At 67.7% G+C, this 20,247-nt stretch carries 14 protein-coding genes; 8 read left to right on the forward strand and 6 right to left on the reverse strand.

Annotated elements, in window-relative coordinates:
* The first annotated feature begins 49 nt into the window (after positions 1-49).
* The 5 genes from AK36_RS05735 to AK36_RS05755 are packed head-to-tail and all read left to right on the forward strand — an operon-like array spanning position 50 to position 5,994.
* The gene (locus tag AK36_RS05735; protein ID WP_011882069.1) at positions 50-301 is read left to right on the forward strand and encodes an acyl carrier protein; all 252 of its coding nucleotides are present in this window, start codon (positions 50-52) and stop codon (positions 299-301) included.
* Positions 298-1,494, forward strand: a complete 1,197-nt coding sequence (locus AK36_RS05740) for an acyl-CoA dehydrogenase family protein (RefSeq protein WP_014725002.1) — start codon at positions 298-300, stop codon at positions 1,492-1,494. Before AK36_RS05735 ends, AK36_RS05740 begins: the two co-directional genes overlap by 4 nt.
* Entirely contained in the window at positions 1,491-2,471 is a 981-nt protein-coding gene (locus tag AK36_RS05745; RefSeq protein WP_041494149.1) for an amino acid--[acyl-carrier-protein] ligase, read from the forward strand. Before AK36_RS05740 ends, AK36_RS05745 begins: the two co-directional genes overlap by 4 nt.
* A complete protein-coding gene (locus tag AK36_RS05750; protein ID WP_041494294.1) occupies positions 2,468-3,523 on the forward strand; it encodes a DUF1839 family protein in 1,056 nt (351 codons plus the stop codon). The genes AK36_RS05745 and AK36_RS05750 overlap by 4 nt, the downstream gene beginning before the upstream one ends.
* A gap of 29 nt (positions 3,524-3,552) precedes the next feature.
* The gene (locus AK36_RS05755) at positions 3,553-5,994 is read left to right on the forward strand and encodes a glycosyl hydrolase 2 galactose-binding domain-containing protein (protein WP_224383359.1); all 2,442 of its coding nucleotides are present in this window, start codon (positions 3,553-3,555) and stop codon (positions 5,992-5,994) included.
* 45 nt (positions 5,995-6,039) lie between these two features.
* Here the strand turns inward: AK36_RS05755 and AK36_RS05760 are convergent, their stop codons facing one another.
* Positions 6,040-7,431, reverse strand: a complete 1,392-nt coding sequence (locus AK36_RS05760; RefSeq protein ID WP_011882064.1) for a sigma-54 dependent transcriptional regulator — start codon at positions 7,429-7,431, stop codon at positions 6,040-6,042.
* 689 nt (positions 7,432-8,120) lie between these two features.
* Positions 8,121-9,353: a glycosyltransferase family 4 protein gene (locus tag AK36_RS05765; RefSeq protein WP_034193476.1), complete on the reverse strand. Its 1,233-nt coding sequence runs from the start codon at positions 9,351-9,353 to the stop codon at positions 8,121-8,123.
* Positions 9,354-9,631: 278 nt separating this feature from the next.
* Here AK36_RS05765 and AK36_RS05770 point away from each other — a divergent pair, with 278 nt between their 5' ends.
* Both AK36_RS05770 and AK36_RS05775 read left to right on the forward strand, forming a co-directional pair.
* Positions 9,632-10,216 (forward strand): GNAT family protein, encoded by a 585-nt coding sequence (locus AK36_RS05770; protein WP_045578069.1) that lies wholly within the window; start codon positions 9,632-9,634, stop codon positions 10,214-10,216.
* Positions 10,213-11,733: a mannose-1-phosphate guanylyltransferase/mannose-6-phosphate isomerase gene (locus tag AK36_RS05775; RefSeq protein WP_014725008.1), complete on the forward strand. Its 1,521-nt coding sequence runs from the start codon at positions 10,213-10,215 to the stop codon at positions 11,731-11,733. Before AK36_RS05770 ends, AK36_RS05775 begins: the two co-directional genes overlap by 4 nt.
* Before the next feature lie 82 nt (positions 11,734-11,815).
* On the opposite strand, the gene AK36_RS05780 is transcribed toward AK36_RS05775, so the two are convergent.
* The 4 genes from AK36_RS05780 to AK36_RS05795 form a co-directional block, all read right to left on the reverse strand.
* Positions 11,816-13,048, reverse strand: a complete 1,233-nt coding sequence (locus AK36_RS05780; RefSeq protein WP_045578070.1) for a right-handed parallel beta-helix repeat-containing protein — start codon at positions 13,046-13,048, stop codon at positions 11,816-11,818.
* 96 nt (positions 13,049-13,144) lie between these two features.
* Positions 13,145-14,290, reverse strand: coding sequence for an acyltransferase family protein (locus AK36_RS05785; RefSeq protein ID WP_011882058.1), 1,146 nt, complete (start codon positions 14,288-14,290; stop codon positions 13,145-13,147).
* A gap of 220 nt (positions 14,291-14,510) precedes the next feature.
* The gene (locus AK36_RS05790; RefSeq protein WP_011882057.1) at positions 14,511-15,935 is read right to left on the reverse strand and encodes a DUF6418 domain-containing protein; all 1,425 of its coding nucleotides are present in this window, start codon (positions 15,933-15,935) and stop codon (positions 14,511-14,513) included.
* Positions 15,936-16,094: 159 nt separating this feature from the next.
* Positions 16,095-18,410, reverse strand: coding sequence for a GNVR domain-containing protein (locus AK36_RS05795; RefSeq protein WP_045578438.1), 2,316 nt, complete (start codon positions 18,408-18,410; stop codon positions 16,095-16,097).
* A 590-nt stretch (positions 18,411-19,000) separates the two neighbouring features.
* Here AK36_RS05795 and AK36_RS05800 point away from each other — a divergent pair.
* Positions 19,001-20,182, forward strand: coding sequence for a polysaccharide biosynthesis/export family protein (locus AK36_RS05800; protein ID WP_034193548.1), 1,182 nt, complete (start codon positions 19,001-19,003; stop codon positions 20,180-20,182).
* Positions 20,183-20,247 lie beyond the last annotated feature (65 nt).

A 20,247-nucleotide genomic window follows, 5' to 3' on the forward strand; every position in this document is an offset into this window, starting at 1 on the left:
CTGCGCGCGTTCGCCCGAGCGGACGACACCACGCACGCCGGAGCAGCACGTGAAAAACGAAATCAGAACCATCCTGAAGCACGTCGCCAATCTCGAAGCCGCGATCGATTCGATCGGCGACGGGGACGACCTTTACGACGCGGGCCTCTCGTCGCTCGACACGATCCAGCTGATGCTCGCGATCGAGAAGCACTTCAACGTCGAGATCCCCGACGAGATGCTGAACCGCAACCTGTTCCGCAGCGTCGACGCGCTCGCGGACGCGGTCGCCAGCCTCCAACGCTCCGAGCATTCCGCATGAGCGCGCTCCTTCCCGAACTCGCGCCCCCCGACGAAGCGTATCGGCTCGACGAGGCCGCCCTCGCCGTCGCGCAGGTCGCCGCGCAACACGCGGATGCGGTCGATCGCGACGCCCGTTGTCCCGTCGAGGCCATCGAGGCGATGCGCGCCCGCCGCCTGCTCGGCGCGATGGTGCCGACCCATCTGGGCGGCGCCGGCGCATCGCTCGCCGACGTCGCATCGGCCTGCTCGATTCTCGGCCGCGCCTGTGCGTCGTCGGCGATGGTGTTCGCGATGCACCAGATCCAGGTTGCCTGCATCGTCGATCACGCGGCCGACCAGGGATGGCATCGGCTGTTCCTGCAGCAGCTCGTGCGCCATCAATGGCTGCTTGCATCGGCGACGTCCGAAGACGGCGTCGGCGGCAACCTGCGCACGAGCCAGTGCGCGCTCGAGACGAACGGCGGCGAGTTCAGGCTGCGCAAAGCGGCGCCGGCGATCTCGTACGGCGACTACGCGGACGGCATCCTCGCGACCGCACGCCGCGACGCCGACGCACCGGCGTCCGAACAGGTGCTCGTGACGCTGCTGCGCGACGGCTATACGCTCACGCGCCGCAACGAATGGGACACGCTCGGCTTGCGCGGCACCTGCAGCAACGGCTTCGTGCTGGAGGCGCAAGGCGCGACGGTCCAGTGCGCGCCGGTGCCGTTCGCGCAGATCGCCGAACAGACGATGGTGCCGGTGTCGCACATCCTGTGGGCCGCCGTGTGGATCGGCGTGGCCGGCGACGCGTTCCAGCGCGCGCATCAGTTCTTCCGCGCGCAGGCGCGTCAGTCCGACGGCGCGCCGTCGCCCGCGGCACGACGGATCGCCGAATCGCTGGACCTGATGCAGGCGATGCAGGCGCGCGTCGACAGCGTGCTGCGCCTCTACGGCTGCGCGTCGGCGCGTTCGTGGTCGGCCGGCATGGCGTGGGCCGCCGAGGTCAACACGCTGAAGACTTACGTATCGACGGCCGCGCTCGAAGTCGTGCAGCAGGCCATGATGATCTGCGGGATGGCCGGCTACAAGAACGGCACACCGTACAGCGTCGGCCGCCATCTGCGCGACCTGCAGGCCGCGCCGCTGATGATCAGCAACGACCGCATCGCCGCCAACACTTCGAACCTGCTGCTCGCCTTGCGTCCGTCGACGCTGGAGAAACTCTCGTGAACGATCGCCTCTCCGTGACTTCGGCCGGCTCCGCCGCCACGCCCGCCGACGCGCCGCTCGACCGCGCCGGCGTGAACCCGCTGCGCGACGAACTGGTGGACGCCGGCCTGCTGGTGTCGACCGGCATCCAGGGCCTGTTCGGCCGCAGCGAGCGGTTCGAGCGCGTCGTCGAAGCGCTCGACGCATTCGTCACGCGCCTCGGCGCCGACCAGCATGCGGAGGTCCTGCGCTTCCCGCCGGCGATGAGCCGCACCGAGTTCGAGCGCAGCGAATACATGAAGAGCTTCCCGCAACTCGCGGGCAGCGTTCACGCGTTCTGCGGCGACGAACAGCGGCACCAGCGCGTGCTGCAATGCCTCGATCGCGGCGAAGACTGGACCGAAAGCCAGAAGCCGACCTACGTCGTGATGACGCCGGCCGCCTGCTATCCGGTCTATCCGGTCGTCGCGCGCGCCGGGGCGCTGCCCGACGACGGACGCATCGTCGACGTGTTCTCATACTGCTTCCGCCACGAACCGTCGCTCGACCCGACCCGCATGCAGTTGTTCCGGATGCGCGAGTACGTGCGAATCGGCACGCCCGAGCAGATCGTCGCGTTCCGCCGCACCTGGATGGAGCGCGGTACGCGGATGATCGACGCGCTGCGCCTGCCGAACGAAATCGATCTCGCGAACGACCCGTTCTTCGGACGCGGCGGCAAGATCGTCGCCGACAGCCAGCGCGAGCAGAACCTCAAGTTCGAGCTGCTGATCCCGATCGAGCACGACGGCCGTCAGACCGCCTGCCTGAGCTTCAATTACCACATGGACCACTTCGGGCTGCTGTGGGACATCCGCACCGCGAGCGGCGACGTCGCGCACACGGGCTGCGTCGGCTTCGGCCTCGAGCGCCTCACGCTCGCGCTGTTCCGCCATCACGGCTTCGACCTCGACGCGTGGCCGGCCGACGTGCGCGACGCGCTGTGGGGCACGCGATGAGCTTCGTGTCACGCGACGGCGAGGATGCGTCGTTCGACGACGTGCGTCATCGCGCGCGCCACTACCGGCCGCACCCGCTCCACAGTCAGGAGATGGTCTGGAAGCAGACCAACTGCTACGTCGACATGTGGCTCGAGGTGCTGCGCTGGTGGGGGCTCAATCCGTACGCGGCGCTGCCGTTTACGATCGCGATGGACTTCGAGGGCGACCAGTTCACGTTCTTCAAGTTTCCGCACGACGAGCTGGAGCGGCTGTACGGCATCGTCGTGCAGGAACACTCGATCTACGAGCCGCTCGCCCAGCACATCGAGACGCAGGTCGCGCGCGGCCATCTGATGATCGTCGAGGTCGACGCGTGGTTCCTGCCCGATACGCGCGGCAGCGCCTATCGCACGCAGCATACGAAGACGACGATCGGCATCGACGCGATCGACCGCGTGCGCCGCCAGCTCGGCTACTTCCACAACAGCGGCTATTACGTGGCCGAGGAGATCGACTACGACGGACTCGTCGGCGGCAGCTCGCCGATGCCGTTGCCGCCGTACGTCGAGTGCGCGAAGCGGCGTTTCGCGCCGCTCGACGAGCGCGTGCTGTGCGACGTGTCGCTCGCCGCCTTGCAGCGGCATCTGCGGCGCCTGCCGCTGGTCAATCCGGTGGCGGCGTTCCGCCGCCAGTTGCAGGCCGATGCGAAGTCGCTCGCCGCGTCGCCGCTCGAACGCTTCCACGGGTACTCGTTCAATTCGGTGCGGCAGCTCGGCGCGAACTTCGAGCTGTTCGGTCATTACGCGCGCTGGCTGCAGGCGAGCGGCTGCATCGGCCCGTTCGCCGACATACGCACGGCGTGCGAGCGCATCGCGGCGGAATCGATGGTGCTCGAATTCCGGCTTGCGCGCGCCTGCGCGCGCGGCAAGGAGGAGCGCGGCGATGCGACGCTCGACGCGATCGAAGCGGCCTATACCGACCTGATCGCATGCGCGCAGCAGATCAGCCCGCCGCTGCGGCACCCGGCGCCCGTTCGCTGCGAAGCGGCCGCCGTGCCGGCGACGCGGTGACGCGCGCGTCGGCAATGCCGGCGTGGTCGATGCTCGCGACGCCGGCAGGCGCGGCGCCCGCGCCGTCCGATCTTCCGGCCGGCGCCGCGTGGATCGCGGCGCCGGTGCCGGGCACCGTCGCGCAGGCGCTCGCCGTCGCGGGCCGTCTCGACGAGGCCGCGTCGCTCGACGAGCGCGACCACTGGTATCGGGTCGAGCTGCGCGGGCACGGCGCGCGCCTGCTGCGCTTTCACGGTCTCGCGACGCTCGCGCAAGCGTGGCTCGACGACACGCCGATCCTGCACTCGGACAGCATGTTCGTCACGCACGACGTGCGCGTGACGCTCGCCGGACAGCACACGTTGTTCGTCTGTTTTCGCGCGCTCGCGCCGCACCTGCGCACCGCACGCGCGGCGCGGCGCGCACGCTGGCGCACGCGGCTCGCGGAGCCGGCGACGCTGCGCACGGTACGCACGTCGCTGCTCGGACACATGCCCGGCTGGTTTCCGCATCACGTGCCGACCGGTCCGTGGCGGCCCGTCGACGTGCTCGACCCGGCCGACGGCACCGTGCCCGCGCATTGCAACCTGCACGCGCGCGTCGATGGCGACACCGGCTGGCTCGACGCCGAGCTCACGTTCGCCGCACCGCTGCCCGACGCGTTCGCGGCCCGGCTGTCCTGCGGCGAGCACCACGCGACGCTCGAACGCGCCGGCGCCGACCGGCTGCTTGCGACCGTCGCCGTGCCGAACGTGCGGCTCTGGTGGCCGCACACGCACGGCGAACCGGTGCTGTACGACATCGCGCTGCATGTCGGCGCCGAGCGCATCGTGCTCGGTGCAACCGGGTTTCGCACGATCGAGCAGCACGCGGGCGACGACGGCAACGGCTTCGGGCTGCGCGTGAACGGCACGCCCGTGTTCGCGCGCGGCGCATGCTGGAGCAGCGCGGCGCCGCTCGCGCTGCATGCGGACGATGCGACCTACGCGCGCCTGCTCGGCCTCGCGCGCGACGCGGGCTTCAACATGATTCGGGTCGGCGGCACGATGACCTACGAAGCCGACGCCTTCCACGCCTGGTGCGACCGGCTCGGGCTGATGGTCTGGCAGGACTTCATGTTCGCGAACTTCGACTACGCGCTCGACGATCGCGCGTTCGCCGACGCCGTCGACGCGGAAGCCGACCAGTTCCTCGCGCGGCGCCGCGCATCGCCGTCGCTTGCGGTGCTGTGCGGCGGCAGCGAGATCGCGCAACAGGCGGCGATGTCGGGGCTCGGCCCGAAACAACGCGCCGTCGAATTGACGGCCGAGCGTCTCGCCGCCCGCGCCGCGGCATGGCGGCCCGACGTACCGTACGTCTCCGATTCGCCCGACGGCGGCGTGCTGCCGTTCGTGCCGCGCGAGCGCGTGTCGCACTACTACGGCGTCGGCGCGTACCTGCGGCCGCTCGACGATGCGCGGCGCGCCGACGTGCGGTTCGCGAGCGAATGCCTCGCCTTCGCGAACGTGCCGTGCGATGCGACGCTGGAGCGCATCGGCCGGCCGCATCCGCACGAACCGCGATGGAAGGCGGCCGTCCCGCGCGATCCCGGCGCGTCGTGGGACTTCGACGACGTCCGCGACCACTATCTGCGCACGCTGTACGACGTGGCGCCCGAGCGCCTGCGGCGCGAAGACCCGGCGCGCTACTTCGAACTGTCGCGCGCGGTGATCGCCGACGTGATGCGCGAGACGTTCTCCGAGTGGCGACGCAGCGGCTCGCGCTGCGCGGGCGCGCTCGTGTGGCAGTTCCAGGACGTGATGCCGGGCGCCGGATGGGGCTTGCTCGATGCCGCGCATCTGCCGAAATCGGGATGGTACGCACTGCGCCAGGTGCTGCAGCCGGTGCAGATCGTCGTGGTCGACGAAGGACTGAACGGCCTCGACGTGCATGTGATCAACGAACGCGCGGCGCCGCTGACGGCGAGCGTCGAGCTGGTGGCGTTGCGCGACGGCCGCACGCCGGTCGCGCGCTGCGGCGGGCAGGTTCGACTCGCCGCGCACGATGCGGTGCGGCTCGGCTCAGCCGAATTGCTCGGGCGCTTCTTCGACTGGACCTACGCGTATCGCTTCGGACCGTGCGAGCACGACACCGTCGTCGCGTCGCTGCGCGGCGACGACGGCGCGCTGCTGTCGCAGGCGTTCCACTTTCCGTCGCGCACGCATCCGGCCGTGTTCGCGCGACGCGATCCGGGCATCGAAGCGCGCGTGTCGCGCGCCGGCGACGCGTGGCACGTCGACATCGACACGCGCCACGTCGCGCGTCACGTGCAGATCGATGCACCGGGCTTCATGCCGCTCGACGACTGGTTCCATCTCGCGCCCGGCGCGACCGCGCGCGTCGCGCTGATCCCGCAACCTATCGGCACGCCGCGCATCGACGACGCGCCGCCGAGCGTCAACATTCGCGCGGTCAACGCCGCGCGAACGGTACGCGCAGCGTTGGCCGTCTGACGCCGAGAGAAATGAACCGCCCGCTGCAGCGGCGGCCGTCGCGCGTCAGTCGGACGAGCCCGTGCCGCGCGGCCGCTCGATGCCGTACGCTTCCATCCAGCGATACAGCGTCGCGCGCGACACGCCGAGCTCGCGCGCGGACGCGGCGACGCGCCCGCGCGTGCGCAGCAGCGCGGTTTCGATCGCTTCGCGCTCGATCGACTTGCGGATGTCGGCCACGGACGGCGATGCCGCATCGAGGCAATATTCGAGCTCGAGATCGTGCGCGGTGATCAAACGTCCTTCCGTCATCACGACCGCGCGTCTCACGCGGTTGATCAGCTCGCGGACGTTGCCGGGCCAGTCATGCTTGTAGAGCGCGGTGATCGCATCGCTCGAGAAGCCGCGCACGCGATGGCGCGCGTCGCTGCGAAAGCGCTCGAGCATGTGATGCGCGAGCAGCTCGATGTCCTTGCCGCGCGCGCGCAGCGGCGGCTGGTCGATCCGCATCACGCAGAGGCGATGAAACAGATCCGCGCGGAACCGCCCTTCCTCCATCGCTTCGCGCAGGTCGACGTGCGTCGCGGACACGATGCGGACGTCGACCGGCACCGGATCGCTGCCGCCGAGCCGATGAATCGAGCGCTCCTGCAGGAATCGCAGCAGGCTGGCCTGGCTCTCGTGCGGCAGGTCGCCGATTTCGTCGAGCAGCAGCGTGCCGCCGTTCGCAGCTTCGACGTAGCCGACCTTGCGCGCGTTCGCGCCGGTAAACGCGCCGCGCTCATAGCCGAACAGCTCCGACTGCAACAGGTGCGGCGGAATCGCGCCGCAATTGACCGCGACGAACGGGCCGTTGCGCCGTTCCGAATGACGATGGATCGCGACCGCCGTCAGCTCCTTGCCGGTGCCGGTCTCGCCGAACACGAACACCGGTGCGTCGGTGCGCGCGAAGCGCCGCACCGTGTCGAACAGCCTCAGCATCGCGCTGCAGGTGCCGACGATCCCGTTTTCCTGCGATTCGAGCCGCTCGCGATCGCGCGCGAACAGACATTCCATGCCGTACGCATGGCCGACGGTATCCGCGATCCTTTGGTGCGACGCGGGCAACGTGATGTAGTCGAAGCAATAGTCGCGCAACAGCGCGCGCACGTTCGCCGACGCCGTCTGGCCGGTCTCGACGAGCGCGACCCACACGACGCCGCGCATCGACGCACAGGTGGACGCGATGCTGCCGATCGCGTCGGCATGGCCGCCGCTCAGGTCGAGGATGCCGCAGGTGATTTCGCCGGAGGTGTCGCGCAACTGGCTCGCGTTCGCGACTACCGTGACCTTCCAGTTGCGCCGCGTCAGTTCCTTGCGAAGCATGACGGACGGCGACTGGGTCCAGTAGATCAGCGGACGCTGCCCGTTGGCCCTCCCTTCGCCGGCACTTTTATCGCGCGTTATTGGGATATTCATAGCGCACCATCACTTTCTCCTCTCCGCGAATCGTTCGCGTGCGCTCCGGGCGGCGGCGCATAGCCACCGGTCCGCGCTGCGTTGCCGCAGCCTTGGCGAAGATCGAAACTGCACACGGCGAGAACCCCCGGAGGTCGAGCCGAATGTCATCCGGCCTCGTTTTCATCGAACTTGAAGAGGAACGTGCGGCCGCGAAGCCACGACGTCCCGGCTTACATGCGACGCGCCATTACCAATGGGCACGCCGGTAAACGGAATTTCCGCTTGCAGTCGCGTCGAGTCGTACACGACAGCCGTGCTCGATACCGAACCGCCGGCCGCCATATCGCTCCCGGACTGGCCGCCTCGTTGCATCCGCCCCGAATTTACACCCGGTCGCCGGACGGTCGTGTTACCAAAAGATAATGCTGAATCCGGCGGTAACCGCGCCGGCACGCCGCCTCCAGCCGACTTTCGATCACCAGTTTTGATTATCCATGAACAATCGAGAGGTTTAGTGGCGAATACCACATTTTCGCAACATACGCGCCGCGGATTATCCGCGATTTTTGTCGAAATACCCAAGAACGACCGCCACCATCGCCCTCACGTCACATAATTGCCAGCGTGGCCGGGCCGCCGCTTCGAGGCCAGGCGGCGCGCAGCGCGCACGACTGTTACACGTCGTATCGCCTCCGCCGCCCGGCCGCTCAGACCCTCCCCAGCGCCGCGGGCCGCCCGGCCTGCCCGTCGCGCGCGAGGCCGTCGACCGCCACGTCGTCGTGCTGGGCCAGATCGGCAAGGCCGGGAGCGCCGGCCATCTCGTCCAGCAACGCGGCATGGCCGTCCAGCACGAAGCGCGTCAGCTCGCGCCGGAAGCGCGCCGCGCCGAACAGCTCCGCATTCGCGCGACATGCGTGCGGGCTGATCGAGCCGCGCGGCAGCGCCTCGAAGCGCGCGAGCGCGTCGAGCAGCGCGTCGACCGACTGCGTGCGAAAGAACAGGCCGGTAGCGCCCGCGCCCGGCCACGCGCGCACCGACTCGCGCACGCCGCCCTTGCCGTATGCGATCACGGGCGTGCCGCAGGCCTGCGCCTCGACCGGCGAGATGCCGAAATCCTCTTCGGCCGCGAACACGAAGGCGCGCGCGCGCTGCAGGTGGTCGTGCAGCACGTCGAACGGCTGATAGCCGAGCAGCGTGACGTTCGGGCCGGCCAGTGCGCGGATCTTCGCCATCTCCGGCCCGTCGCCGATCACCACGAGACGCCGCTCCGGCGTCCGCGAAAACGCCTCGACGATCAGGTCGATCCGCTTGTACGGCACCAGCCGCGACGCGGTCAGGTAGAACGCCTCCTTGTCGGTGCGCAACGCGAGATGCTCGACGTCGACCGGTGGATAGATCACCGTCGCGTCACGCCGATAGGTCTTGCGGATGCGCCGCGCGATGAAGCGCGAATTCGCGGCCACGCGATCGACGCCGTTCGCCGAGCGCGCATCCCAGTTGCGGATGTAGTGCAGCAACGCGCGCGCGAGCGCCGACTTCGCGCCGTGCGCGAGGCCGGCTTCGTTCAGATACTGATGCTGCAGATCCCACGCGTAGCGCACCGGCGAATGCACGTAGCTCGCATGGAACTGGTCGGGGCCGCTCAGCACGCCCTTCGCGACCGCATACGAGCTCGACAGCACGACGTCGTAGTCAGACAGGTCGAACTGTTCGATCGCCAGCGGAAACAACGGCAGATAGCTGCGATAGCGCGTGCGCGCGAACGGCAGCTTCTGGATGAACGACGTGCGTACCGCGCGGCCGCGCAGGCACTCGCGATCGTCGAGGAAGTCGACGAGGCTATAGAGGTCGGCCTGCGGAAAGCAGTCGATCATATGTGCCAGCACGCGCTCGGCGCCGCCGGGCGACACCAGCCAGTCGTGAACGATCGCTATCTTCAAGTGCGGCCCCTGGTTCTTCCTTCACGTTCGCCATGAGCCGGCCACACGGTTCGTGCGCCGGCCGTCTGCAGCAATTATCCGAAGGGAGCAGCGCGGCCGATGTGTGCTGCCGCACACTGCGCCGTTCGCGCTGCGCGCTCCTGCACGTATACGTAGCGTCAGTACGCTTTCGAACAGACCGGCATACGGCGCATCCGGATCATCGACGTTGCCGCACCGCACGCGCCGCACGGCCCGTGCGGCACTGCGTGTTGAATGCTTCACGCGAGGACCGCATCATGGAATGGCATTGTTGTGAATTCGAACATCTGAGCGCCGTCGATCTCTACGCAATCCTGCGCGCGCGCAACGCCGTGCTGGTGGTCGAGGATGCGCATACGCATCTGGACATCGACGGCAAGGACGCCGGCGCACTGCACGTCTACGCGACGCAGCGCCACGGCGACGCGGCCGAAGTCGCGGCCTACGCGCGCATCCTGCCCGGCGACGACATCGATCCCGACGTCGTGATCGACAAGGTGCTGACGAGCGAGGCGTGTCGCGACGACGATACGCTCGAGCATCTGCTCGAACGCGCGCTGACCGCCGCGCACGCCGCGTGGCCCGATGCCGCGCTGCGCACGCACGTGCCCGCCGCGCGGCAGGCGTTCTACAAGCAGTTCGGATTCCGCAAGGCTTACGGTCCGTTTCTCCATCAGGGCGCGCCGTTCGTCGGCATGATCCGCCCGGCGCAACGCGCTGCCGGCGCGCTGCGTCAGCTGCTGTCTCGCGCGGTGTCGGTACAGCGCGACCGCAACGAAGAGGCGCGCGCCGACGGCCGCGCTCATGGCCGACTGGCCGCCGATTCCGGAGCCAACCGATGATCCGCACCCTTCGCCAAGTCCCCGATCCCGCGCTGCCGCGCATCCTTCCCGTGATCCTCGCCGGCGGCTCCGGCACGCGCCTCTGGCCGCTGTCGCGCGAGCAGTTTCCGAAGCAGCTGATCGAGCTGACGTCGAACGAATCGCCGCTGTCGGCGACCGCGCGTCGTCTGAACGGCATCGCGAACGCGTCGCTCGACGACACGCTGCTGCTCGTCTGCAGCGAACAGCATCGGACGCTGAGCGCCGCGCAGGTGACCGACCGTGCCGCGCCGGCGCGCATCCTGCTCGAGCCGGCACCGCGCAACACGGCGCCCGCGCTCACGCTCGCCGCGCTCGACGCGAGCGCGTTCGCGGACGATCCGGTGCTCGCGGTGATGCCGGCCGATCACGTGATCGTCGACGTCGGCGCGTTCCAGGACGCGATCGCACGCGCGGCGCGTTACGCAGAGGAAGGCGCGATCGTCACGCTCGGCGTGTTGCCGCGCCGCGCGGAAACGGGCTACGGCTACATCCAGGTCGGCGCGCCGCGCAACGGCTGCCACGGTAGCCAGGGCGGCTATTCGATCGGGCGTTTCGTCGAGAAGCCCGACGAGGCGCTCGCCGAGCGCTATCTGCAATCGGGCGATTACTGGTGGAACAGCGGGATCTTCGTCACGCGCGCGTCGGTCTGGTTGAAGGCGATCCGCGCGCTCGCGCCCGCGATTCATGCGTGTTGCGAAGCGGCATGGCGCGCGGGTATCGCCGAAGATCCGTTCTTCCGGATCGACGCGGCCGCGTTCGACGCATGCCCGTCCGATTCGATCGACTATGCGGTCATGGAGCGCTTGCCCGAACACGGCGAGCTCGGCATCGAAGGGATCGTCGTGCCGCTCGCGGCCGGCTGGTCGGACGTCGGCACCTGGGACGCGATCTGGGAAATTATGCCGAAGGACGATCACGGCAACGTCGCGCGCGGCCCGATCGTGTTCGAGGACACGCAGGACAGTTTCGTGCGCTCCGAAGGGCGGCTCGTCGCGTGCGTCGGCATGAGGGACGTGGTCGTGATCGAAACGCCCGATGCCGTGCTGGTCGCGAACAAGCACGACGTGCAGCGCGTGAAGAACATCGTCGCGCGGCTGAAGAACGACCGGCGGCCGCAGGCGATCGAGCACCGCAAGGTGCAGCGGCCGTGGGGACACTACGATTCGATCGACCTCGGCGAACGGTTCCAGGTGAAGCGGATCGTCGTCGAGCCGGGCAAGCGCCTGTCGCTGCAGATGCACTATCACCGCGCCGAACACTGGATCGTCGTGCGCGGCACCGCACGCGTCACGCGCGGCAGCGAGACGTTTCTGCTCAGCGAGAACGAATCGACGTACATCGCGGTCGGCGAAGTGCATCGCCTCGAGAATCCCGGCAGGATTCCGCTCGAGATCATCGAGGTGCAATCGGGCGACTATCTCGGCGAGGACGATATCGTGCGGTTCGACGATCAGTACGGCCGGCCGGTCGACGCGCTGCCTGCGGAGCAGGCATAGCGCGGCGGCGATACCGTGCGTCGTGAGCGGCGCGCGGTCGAGCGGTGCTTACGCGCTGGCGCTCGACCCGTGCTTGCCGCCGTCAGTTGCGCTTGGCGACTGTGCGCACATGCGGCAGCAGCGCGACGTTCGCGCCAACCACGTCAGGCGCGATCGCTCGTGATCGCAGTGCGCCCGCACACGGTGCGGCCGTCGCGTCGGCGGCCGTGCAATCGCGTCCCGGACCGACCCGCACCGGCATCCCGCCGATCTCCGACAAGCGGTTGTCGGCAAGCTGAACACCCGACACGTTGCCCCACAGCCGAATGCCGTCGAACCGCGCATGCGACACGCGGTTGCCGATCACGGCCACGCGCGTCACCGTGCCCGACCACGTGCTGACGTCGATCGCCGCCTGCTGCGTGAGCGGCCGCGGATCGCTGCGCCCGCTCGCGGTCTGGATGGATGCGATCACGTTGCGCTCGATGCGGACGTTGGACGCGCCATAGGTGTGGTAACTGTCCTCCTGCGCGACGAGGATGCCGGCGCTCACCTGCACGTCGTGCACGACGTTGTCCGAGATCGTCACGTCGGCGCCGCCGACCACCGTGATCCCGCGGCCCCATGCATTGCCTTCGAGCACGTTGCCGGTGATGAGCACGTTGCGGCTCAACGCGCCGTCGGCAACGTAGCTGACCACGGCGATCATGTCGTCGCCGGTGTCGCGCACGACGTTGTGCCGGACCAGCACGTTGCGCGCGCCGTGCGTGATGTGGATGCCGTCCGCGAGCGTGGACAGTACGCGATTGTCGACGATCGCGACGTCCGCGCCGCCGAACACGAAGATGCCGGCGCTGGCGCCGCCGTCGATCACGTTGTCGAGCACCTGCACGTCGCGCCCGGTGACCTCGACCTTGGTCGACGCCGGTGTATCGAGGCGCGTCGCGCCCGTTCCGCTCAGGCGGAAGCCGGCGAGCGTCGTGCCGTCGCCGCGCAGCTCGATCGTCTGATCGGCGGCATCGGTTGCGCTCAGCGTCGCGCCGTAACCCGATACCAGGACGTGCGGCTGCCGCACGACGAGCGAACGGCCGACGACATAACGCCCCGGCACGAACGTCAATCGCTGACCGGGCCGCAGCGCGTCCAGCGCGCGTTGCAGTTCGTCCGCCTGGTCGGTCGCATTCGGCGCGGGACGAACGTAAGCGTTGGCGCTGTCGGCGGGACGCGCGCTGCGTGCCGGCGCGCGCGACACATCGTCCGCGTGCGCCGGTGCACCGAGCGCGCCGGCCAGCGTCATGCCGGCCAGCACGCGAGACAAGCATCCCGGTCTGCGCATATCGAAACGTTTCTCCGTATCGGCCGCGCGTGGCGGTCGGCGAGACGATCGAGCGCCGCTCAACCGACGCCTCGACGAATCCGCCATTCGATCCGCTCAGCCATTCGCTTCGCCGGTCGCGAGCACACCGCTCGCGCGCCGCGACGTGAGTGCATGCGCGAGCTTCACGAACGGCGCTTCGCACAGCAGGTAACCGGCCCACGACAACGGGATCAACGGCAGCAGCGGCACGATCATGTAAACGCCGAGCGGCCATCCGACCAGATGAAAGCGCTGGCACAACCAGAACGCCCCAAACAGCGGAAGGCTGTGCAACAGATAGACCGAGTAACTGATCTTGCCGATCCACGCGAGCGGACGGTTGCGCAGTTTGAGCACAGTCGCCAGCATCGCGAACGCCGCGATGCCGATCATGTATGCGAGCGAGATCGGCAGATGAAACGCGTTGTGATGCCGCCAGTCGTCGATCGCGCCCGCGAGCGCGACGCCGACCACCGCTATCGTCACGTACGCGAGCGCCGCCCGGTACGTCATCGACAGCCGGGACAACGGCCCGCTTGCGGCCAGCCGCAGACGCAGCAGTTTCGACGGAGCGTCATAGGCCTGGCGGAAACAGGCGCCCCAGAACATGATGCCGAGGTGATACGGCATCGTCTTGTACTGACTGAGCATTTCCGCCGGGAACACGTGCAGCGCGACCGTCGACGCGAACAGCGCACACAGCGCGACCGTGACGACACACAAATGCAGCATCCGATGCAGCCAGCCGCACCAGAACAGAAGCAGGCACACGACATAGAAATACAGCTCGGTCTCGAGCGTCCAGCCATGCGGCAGGATCAGGCTCGCGCCGAACGCAGCCGGGATCATCGTCACGTTCGCCAGCATCCCGTGCGGGTCCATGGTCTTGTCGAACAGCACCCAGTGAACGAAGTAGCCGGCCGGCAATGCGAGCCAATACGCGGGATACAGCCGGAAGAAGCGCCGAATGACGAACCGCTTCGTGCCCGGGCCGAGGTCGCCGTGCAGGCTGGTCGGAATCAGCATGCCGCTGATCGCGAAGAAGATCACGACGCCGATCCGGCCGAAGTTCACCGACCGCTGCAGCGCGTCGAGCGCCTGCTGCGAGCCGGCCAGCTCGACGAACCGCTCCGCGTAATGCGTCCATATGACGAGGATCACCGCAATCGCGCGCATCGCGTCGATATGCTGAAATCGCTCCGGATCTTTCGCTGTTGACATGACTGGAATGGTGACGGCTCAACACACGGGGCTGCCCGTACGGGAATCGGAACATCCGGCGCCGATCACCGACAACGCAGACGGAATCGCCCGCCCCGTTCGCAGGCGGATCACCTGCGTGCCACGGCCGAGCGTGCTTTGAAAACTTCGTCGCGCCACGCCGCGTGGCGACGACGACGACACGAGCGCGGCGGCCACGTCCGGCATCGCCCGCCGTGCTTCACCTGGCGTGCGCATGTCTCGCGTCGACGCAATACCACCAGATCAGCGCGAGCAACGCGTAAAACGCCGTGCGCGAGCCGAACATCATCCAGTACTCGCCCTGCTGAACCGCGAACGTCGCATAGGAGAACACCTTGGCGATGAGCCACAGCATCACGACGCCGCCGCGCATCGCGACGAGGATCTGCAGCGCGCCGAGCGCGCCATACACCAGCCCCGTCATCGCGACGAACAGCGCGCCGCCCGCATAGCCGAACCAGTACACGGGCACGGCCATGTTCCCCATCGTGAACGTGACGTCGTCGAACATGTACGCGCGCAGCACGCTCGGCTCGGTGTACGACATCATCAGATCGCGCAAGCCGCTCGGCTCGGATTCGTCGAAGAAGGTCGGCATGGTCCACGAGCGCAGCGAACTCACGAAACGCCAGAACGCATCGGTGCCGCCGAGCCGTGGCGCGGTGAACATATGGGCGTCGTTGTCGACCACGTACCACGGCTGCCCTTGCAGCAGGAAGCGCGACGACAGCATGTCAGCCACTTCCAGCCCTTGACCGCGATACGAGTAGATGATCGACACGGCGCCGAGCAACAGCGCGAGGCCCGCGCCGATGCCCAGATAACGCACGACCGGCTTGCCGTTCATCGCATGGATCGCGATGAACGGCGCGAGCGAGCACAGCCCGATGTGCAGCACGGCCATGAACTGCTCGCCGTGCATCACGTTGAGCGCGAGATCGACCGCCATCGTCAGGATCGCGGCCGCCCGGATGCGCTTGTCGGGGCTGGTCGCGATCGTGCCCAGCAGGAAGCCCATGAACGACTGGTTGTTCAGGAACAGGTTGAACATCGTCCCGTTCGACGAGTCGTTGCGCAGCGCATAGCGGTTGATGCCGGAAAACAGCGAGAACCCGGACGTCAGCCCGGCGAGCACGCCGATCGCGATGATCGTCGCCGCGAGCACGAATCCGATCGCGATGCTGTGCGGCTGTAACGTGATCCGCGCCTTGATCGGTACGCGCACCGGACGCTCGTCCAGGAACCGGTCGAACGCAACGAGCGCACAGACCACGAAAATCACATAGAACGACAGCAGCCGGCTGAACGCGCCGGTCGCGTCGCCGATCACGTCCGTTTCCGTCAGATAGCCGCCGTTCTCCAGCCCCACGCCGGCGAGGAACGCGGTCATGCCGATCGCGAGCACGTACAGCATCGACACCGCGAACACCGGCCGCGACCTGACCAGGCCGACCAGCGCCGCCGTCGCCAACAGCAGCGTGCACAGCGCGCTCGATTCTTTCAGGCCGAGCGCCGGCATCGCCGCATTGAACAGCAGCGCGAGCGCGAACAGCGTCAGCAGCATCACGCCGCTCGCAGAAGCGACGCCGCGGCCGCCGCCCATCGTTCCCGTGGTTCTATTCATGCTGGCTCATGCATGGCTCATGCTGATTCATGCTGCTGCAACCCGAAGTTGCGTTCGACCGTCGGCGCCGCGCGTTGCGGCCGGTAAGGCGCGCCCGGCTGCCGCGCGCGGTCCATCCCGTAGCGATCGGTCATGTGTCGCGCTCCGTGGCGATCGCCGTCACGCAGCCTTGCCGAGCAGTTCCTTTCTTACGCGCGTCCATGCCCTGAACAGGAACGTCTCGGCCGCAACGTCGCGACGGTCCGGCTGCGCGCGCGGCCCCTTCGCATCGCGATACGCGTTCGCGTAATAACCGTAGCGAAGCGGCGAAGGATCGAAACCGTTGAATACGAGGCCGTCGACCTTCGTGCCGATCCGTTGCAGGTTCTCGACCGCTTCCGCAACGTCGGCGCTGCCGATCGAGCCCTGCCGCGCGACCATCAGCGTGATGTCGGCGAACCGCGCCAACATGGCGACGTTGGCGGCCGGACGGGTCAGCGGCGCGTCGACGACGATCATGTCGTATTGACTGCGCAGTCGTGCGAGCAGCGCGTCGAGCTTGTCGGCGCCGTACAAATTGCGCGCGGGCTGCGCGTGGGTTCCGGCCGGCAGCACGTCGAGGTTCTCGTCGACGCGGCGAATCGCCCGCTCGGGATCCAGCGATTGTTTCAGTACGTCCGACAAGCCTCGGTCCGCCTTCACCCGCAGCGCGTGCTCGATGCCGGATTGCCGCGCGTCGGCGCGCAGCAGCAACGTCTTGAGGCCGTCTTCCGCGAACAGGCACGCCAGGTTCGCGGCGATCATCGACTTGCCCTGCCCCGGCTCCGGCGACGTGATCAGCACCGTCTTCGAGCGGCCGTGCTCGACGCCCGTCTTGCAACGCAGCAGCAACGCGAGATTGGCGAGCGCTTCGGCGAGCGGCGTGTCGGGGTCGTCCCTGACGGCGACCGACGCCGGGCGACCGAGTGCATCGCCATCGACCGGCTGCGGCAACGACGGCAATATGCCGAGCATCGGGACGCCGACCGCCGCCTCGAGATGCTTCGGATCGCGCACGCGCCGGAAGAACCACGCGTAGCCTTGCGCGGCCGCGGCGCCCAAGATCAGGCCCACCGCGGCGCCCAGTGCGAGCACGAGCATCCGCTTCGGGCGAATCGGCTTGTCGGTCGGAACCGCCTTGTCGACGATCGACGCATTGCCGACCGTGCCTGCTTTCGCGATCTGCAGCTGCTGAGTGTTGTTCAGCAAGCCGACGTACAGCTGGTTGTTGACCTCGACATCGCGGGCGAGCCGCAAATAGGTCTGCTGCTGCGAAGGCAGATGCGCGACCTTGTCTTTCAACTCGGCCGACTGCTGATCGAGCGTCTTCAGCTTGTTGACGACGGCGGTCAGCTGAGGCTGCCCGGCGACGTACTTCGACGACAAGTCCTGATACTCGAGCTTGGCCTCGAGCCGCGCCTTGTCGACGAGCGCCAGTTGATCGATCAGCAACCTCACGTCGCCCTGCGAATCGATCGAGCCCTGCGCGTTGCGAAACGAATTCAGCGCCTGCTCCGCCTGCTCCAGGCGGGCCTTCACCACCGGCAGTTGCGTCTCGAGGAACGCGAGGCTGTGCTCGGCGTCCTCGGAACGCCGCCTTGCGTTCACGTCGAGATAAGCGGCGGCGATCGCATTAAGCAGCCGCGCGGCGGACACCGGGTCACGGCTTTCGAGGCTGAGCTGCATGACCCCCGACTGCCGCTTCGTTTCCGCGCCCGCCAGCTTCGTCAGGACCGAATCGAGGCGCTCGGCTGTCGTCACCCGCCGTACGCGGAATTCCGTACCGGCGCGCGCGACGATGCGCGCGATGTCGACGCGATAGCCGTTCGCTTCGCTCGGCTTGCCGATTACGCCCTTCAGCACTTCCTGTCCGTCGCTGTCCTTCAGCGAGAACCGGTTGCCGGCCAGATAATCGAGCTCCAGCTTCTTGTCGATCTGCGATTCGGGTACGTCGAACCTGCGGAATTCGATCCGCTCACCGCCCCAGGCGAAGAACGGCGTACTGAACGGCGCGATGACGAGCCCGTCCGCATCCTTCGGCAACACCGATTCGACGAACCCGCCGACGAGCGGAATCCGGTTGCCGACGGTCGCCTCGGCCTGCGCGACGGTTTCTTCGATGGCTTGCGTGACGACCGTGCGCGAACGCGCGACGTCGATTTCGCCGATCACCGCAGAGTTCTGAATGTCGAGTGCGTTCGATATTTCGGAAAGCGCGCCCAACGCGCTATGTTTGTTTTCCTGAACCTGAATCAGCGTATCGACGGAGTAAACCGGCGCAGCCGAAACGGCATAAATCAATGCCAAAAAAAAACAGCCCAGAAAGACCGAAATAAATGCATAACGATAATCGAGCACGTTCTCCAGCAATTCGGTCAGCGCAAACCGCGGCGCGTCGCGGGAAATAGTGCCCGCTCCGTCCCGGTATTCATTAGATGCGGCTCTATCCAATGTCATGCATATGCTCCCAAATTGCTGCCCACACAGGCCGGTGGCGACGATACGCGCATGGCCGTCCGTGCCGCGCGGCTCGTCCGGGCACGGCCCGCCGGTGCGCCTGCGCCGCACCGGATGGCGGGCCGGCGAAGCATGCACGCGCCGGCCGCCGCCCACGAAACGCCATTGATTCTGTTTACCCGAGCCACTATGCGTTAAACCCGCCGGCCACTAAGTGCGATGGCTTACATTAATGGCCACTCAGTGCGCCGACCACTGGGTCGCCGACCGGTCTCATGCTATGTTGGGTGGCCTGTTGTTAAACGTGCGCGCAAGCGATGACATCAAGAACCGGTGCCGTTTCACGAGCGCGCGATTCCATCTCGTTCGTCCGTCGCTTCACCTCGATTTAACGGTCTTTATCAAACGACGTGCAATCGCCCGCTTGATTCGAATCCGGGTCATGGCCGGCCGGCAAGCCGAATGGCCGATCGCGCGCCGGGCAACATCGTGTCGCGTCGGCGTCCGTGCTGCGTCGCTTCGAACCGAAGCGACGCAGCACTTGAGAGACGTCGCGCAATGCTCTTCTGTCTACCATCGCGAATGACGACATGAACAACCACTCGCTATCCGATACGCTCGCGCCGACGCGCAACGATGCGCCGCTGCGGCTGACGCGCGTCGCGCTCTCCGTGGCGCTTGCCGTGCTGCTGTCCGCCTGCGCAATGGCGCCGGGCCAGCACATGACCGCGCCGGCCGCGTTGCCGGTCACGACGGCCGACAACGGCGACGTGACGAGCGACATGAAGGTCGCGGTCAAGCAGATCGATCTGACGCTCATCGGCCAGATCCATGCGGCCCAGAAAGGTCATACCGCCGCGCCGATCCCCGGCAATCTGCTCGGCAAGCCGAGCGGCTACAAGCTCGGCCCCGGCGACGTGCTGCAGATCACCGTCTGGGATCACCCCGAATTCGCGGCCGCGGTCGGCCAGCCGACGCCGAATACCAGGCCGTCCGACGCGGCGCCCGGCTTCGTCGTCGACAGCGACGGCAACGTGCAGTTTCCCTTCGTGCCGCAGCCGATTCACGCGGCCGGCAAGACGGCCGCGCAGGTGCAGCGCGAGCTCGACGCCGAACTCCGCAAGGTGTTCATCAAGCCGCAGGTGACCGTGCGCGTCGCGTCGTTCCGCGCGGAGCAGATCTATGTGGACGGCGAAGTGCGCGCGCCCGGCTCGCAGGCGATCAACGACATCCCGATGACGCTCGTCGAAGCCGTCAATCGCGCGGGCGGCTTTGCGCCGAGCGCCGACCAGAGCCGCGTGACGATCACGCGCAACGGCACGATCTATCCGGTCAACGTCGCGCAGATGACGAAGACCGGCCGCAGCCCCGCCGCGATCATGCTGCAGCCGGGCGACCTGCTGCACGTGGCCGCGCGCGACGACAATCCCGTATACGTGATGGGCGAAGTGAACAAGCCGCTGGCCGTGCCGCCGCAGCGCGACGGCACGCTCACCTTGAGCGCGGCGCTGTCCGAGGCCGGCCAGTTGAATCAGCAGACGTCGAACGCCGGACAGGTATTCGTGTTGCGCAAGGATGCCGACAGCCCGCCGGTCATCTATCACCTCGACCTCGAATCGCCCGTTTCGATGCTGCTCGCGAACCAGTTTCCGCTCGCGTCGAAGGACATCGTCTACGTCGACAATACCGGACTGGTCCGCGCGAGCCGCGTGCTGAACCTGCTGCTGCCGGCCATCAGCGCCGGGTTGACCGGCGCGCTCATCACGAAGTAGGCGGCAGATCGCGGAAAGGCGGCGGCAGTGCGCGCCGCCTTTCCGGCGCAGCACCGCGGCTGCAT

Source organism: Burkholderia vietnamiensis LMG 10929, from assembly GCF_000959445.1.
Taxonomy (GTDB): Bacteria; Pseudomonadota; Gammaproteobacteria; order Burkholderiales; family Burkholderiaceae; genus Burkholderia; species Burkholderia vietnamiensis.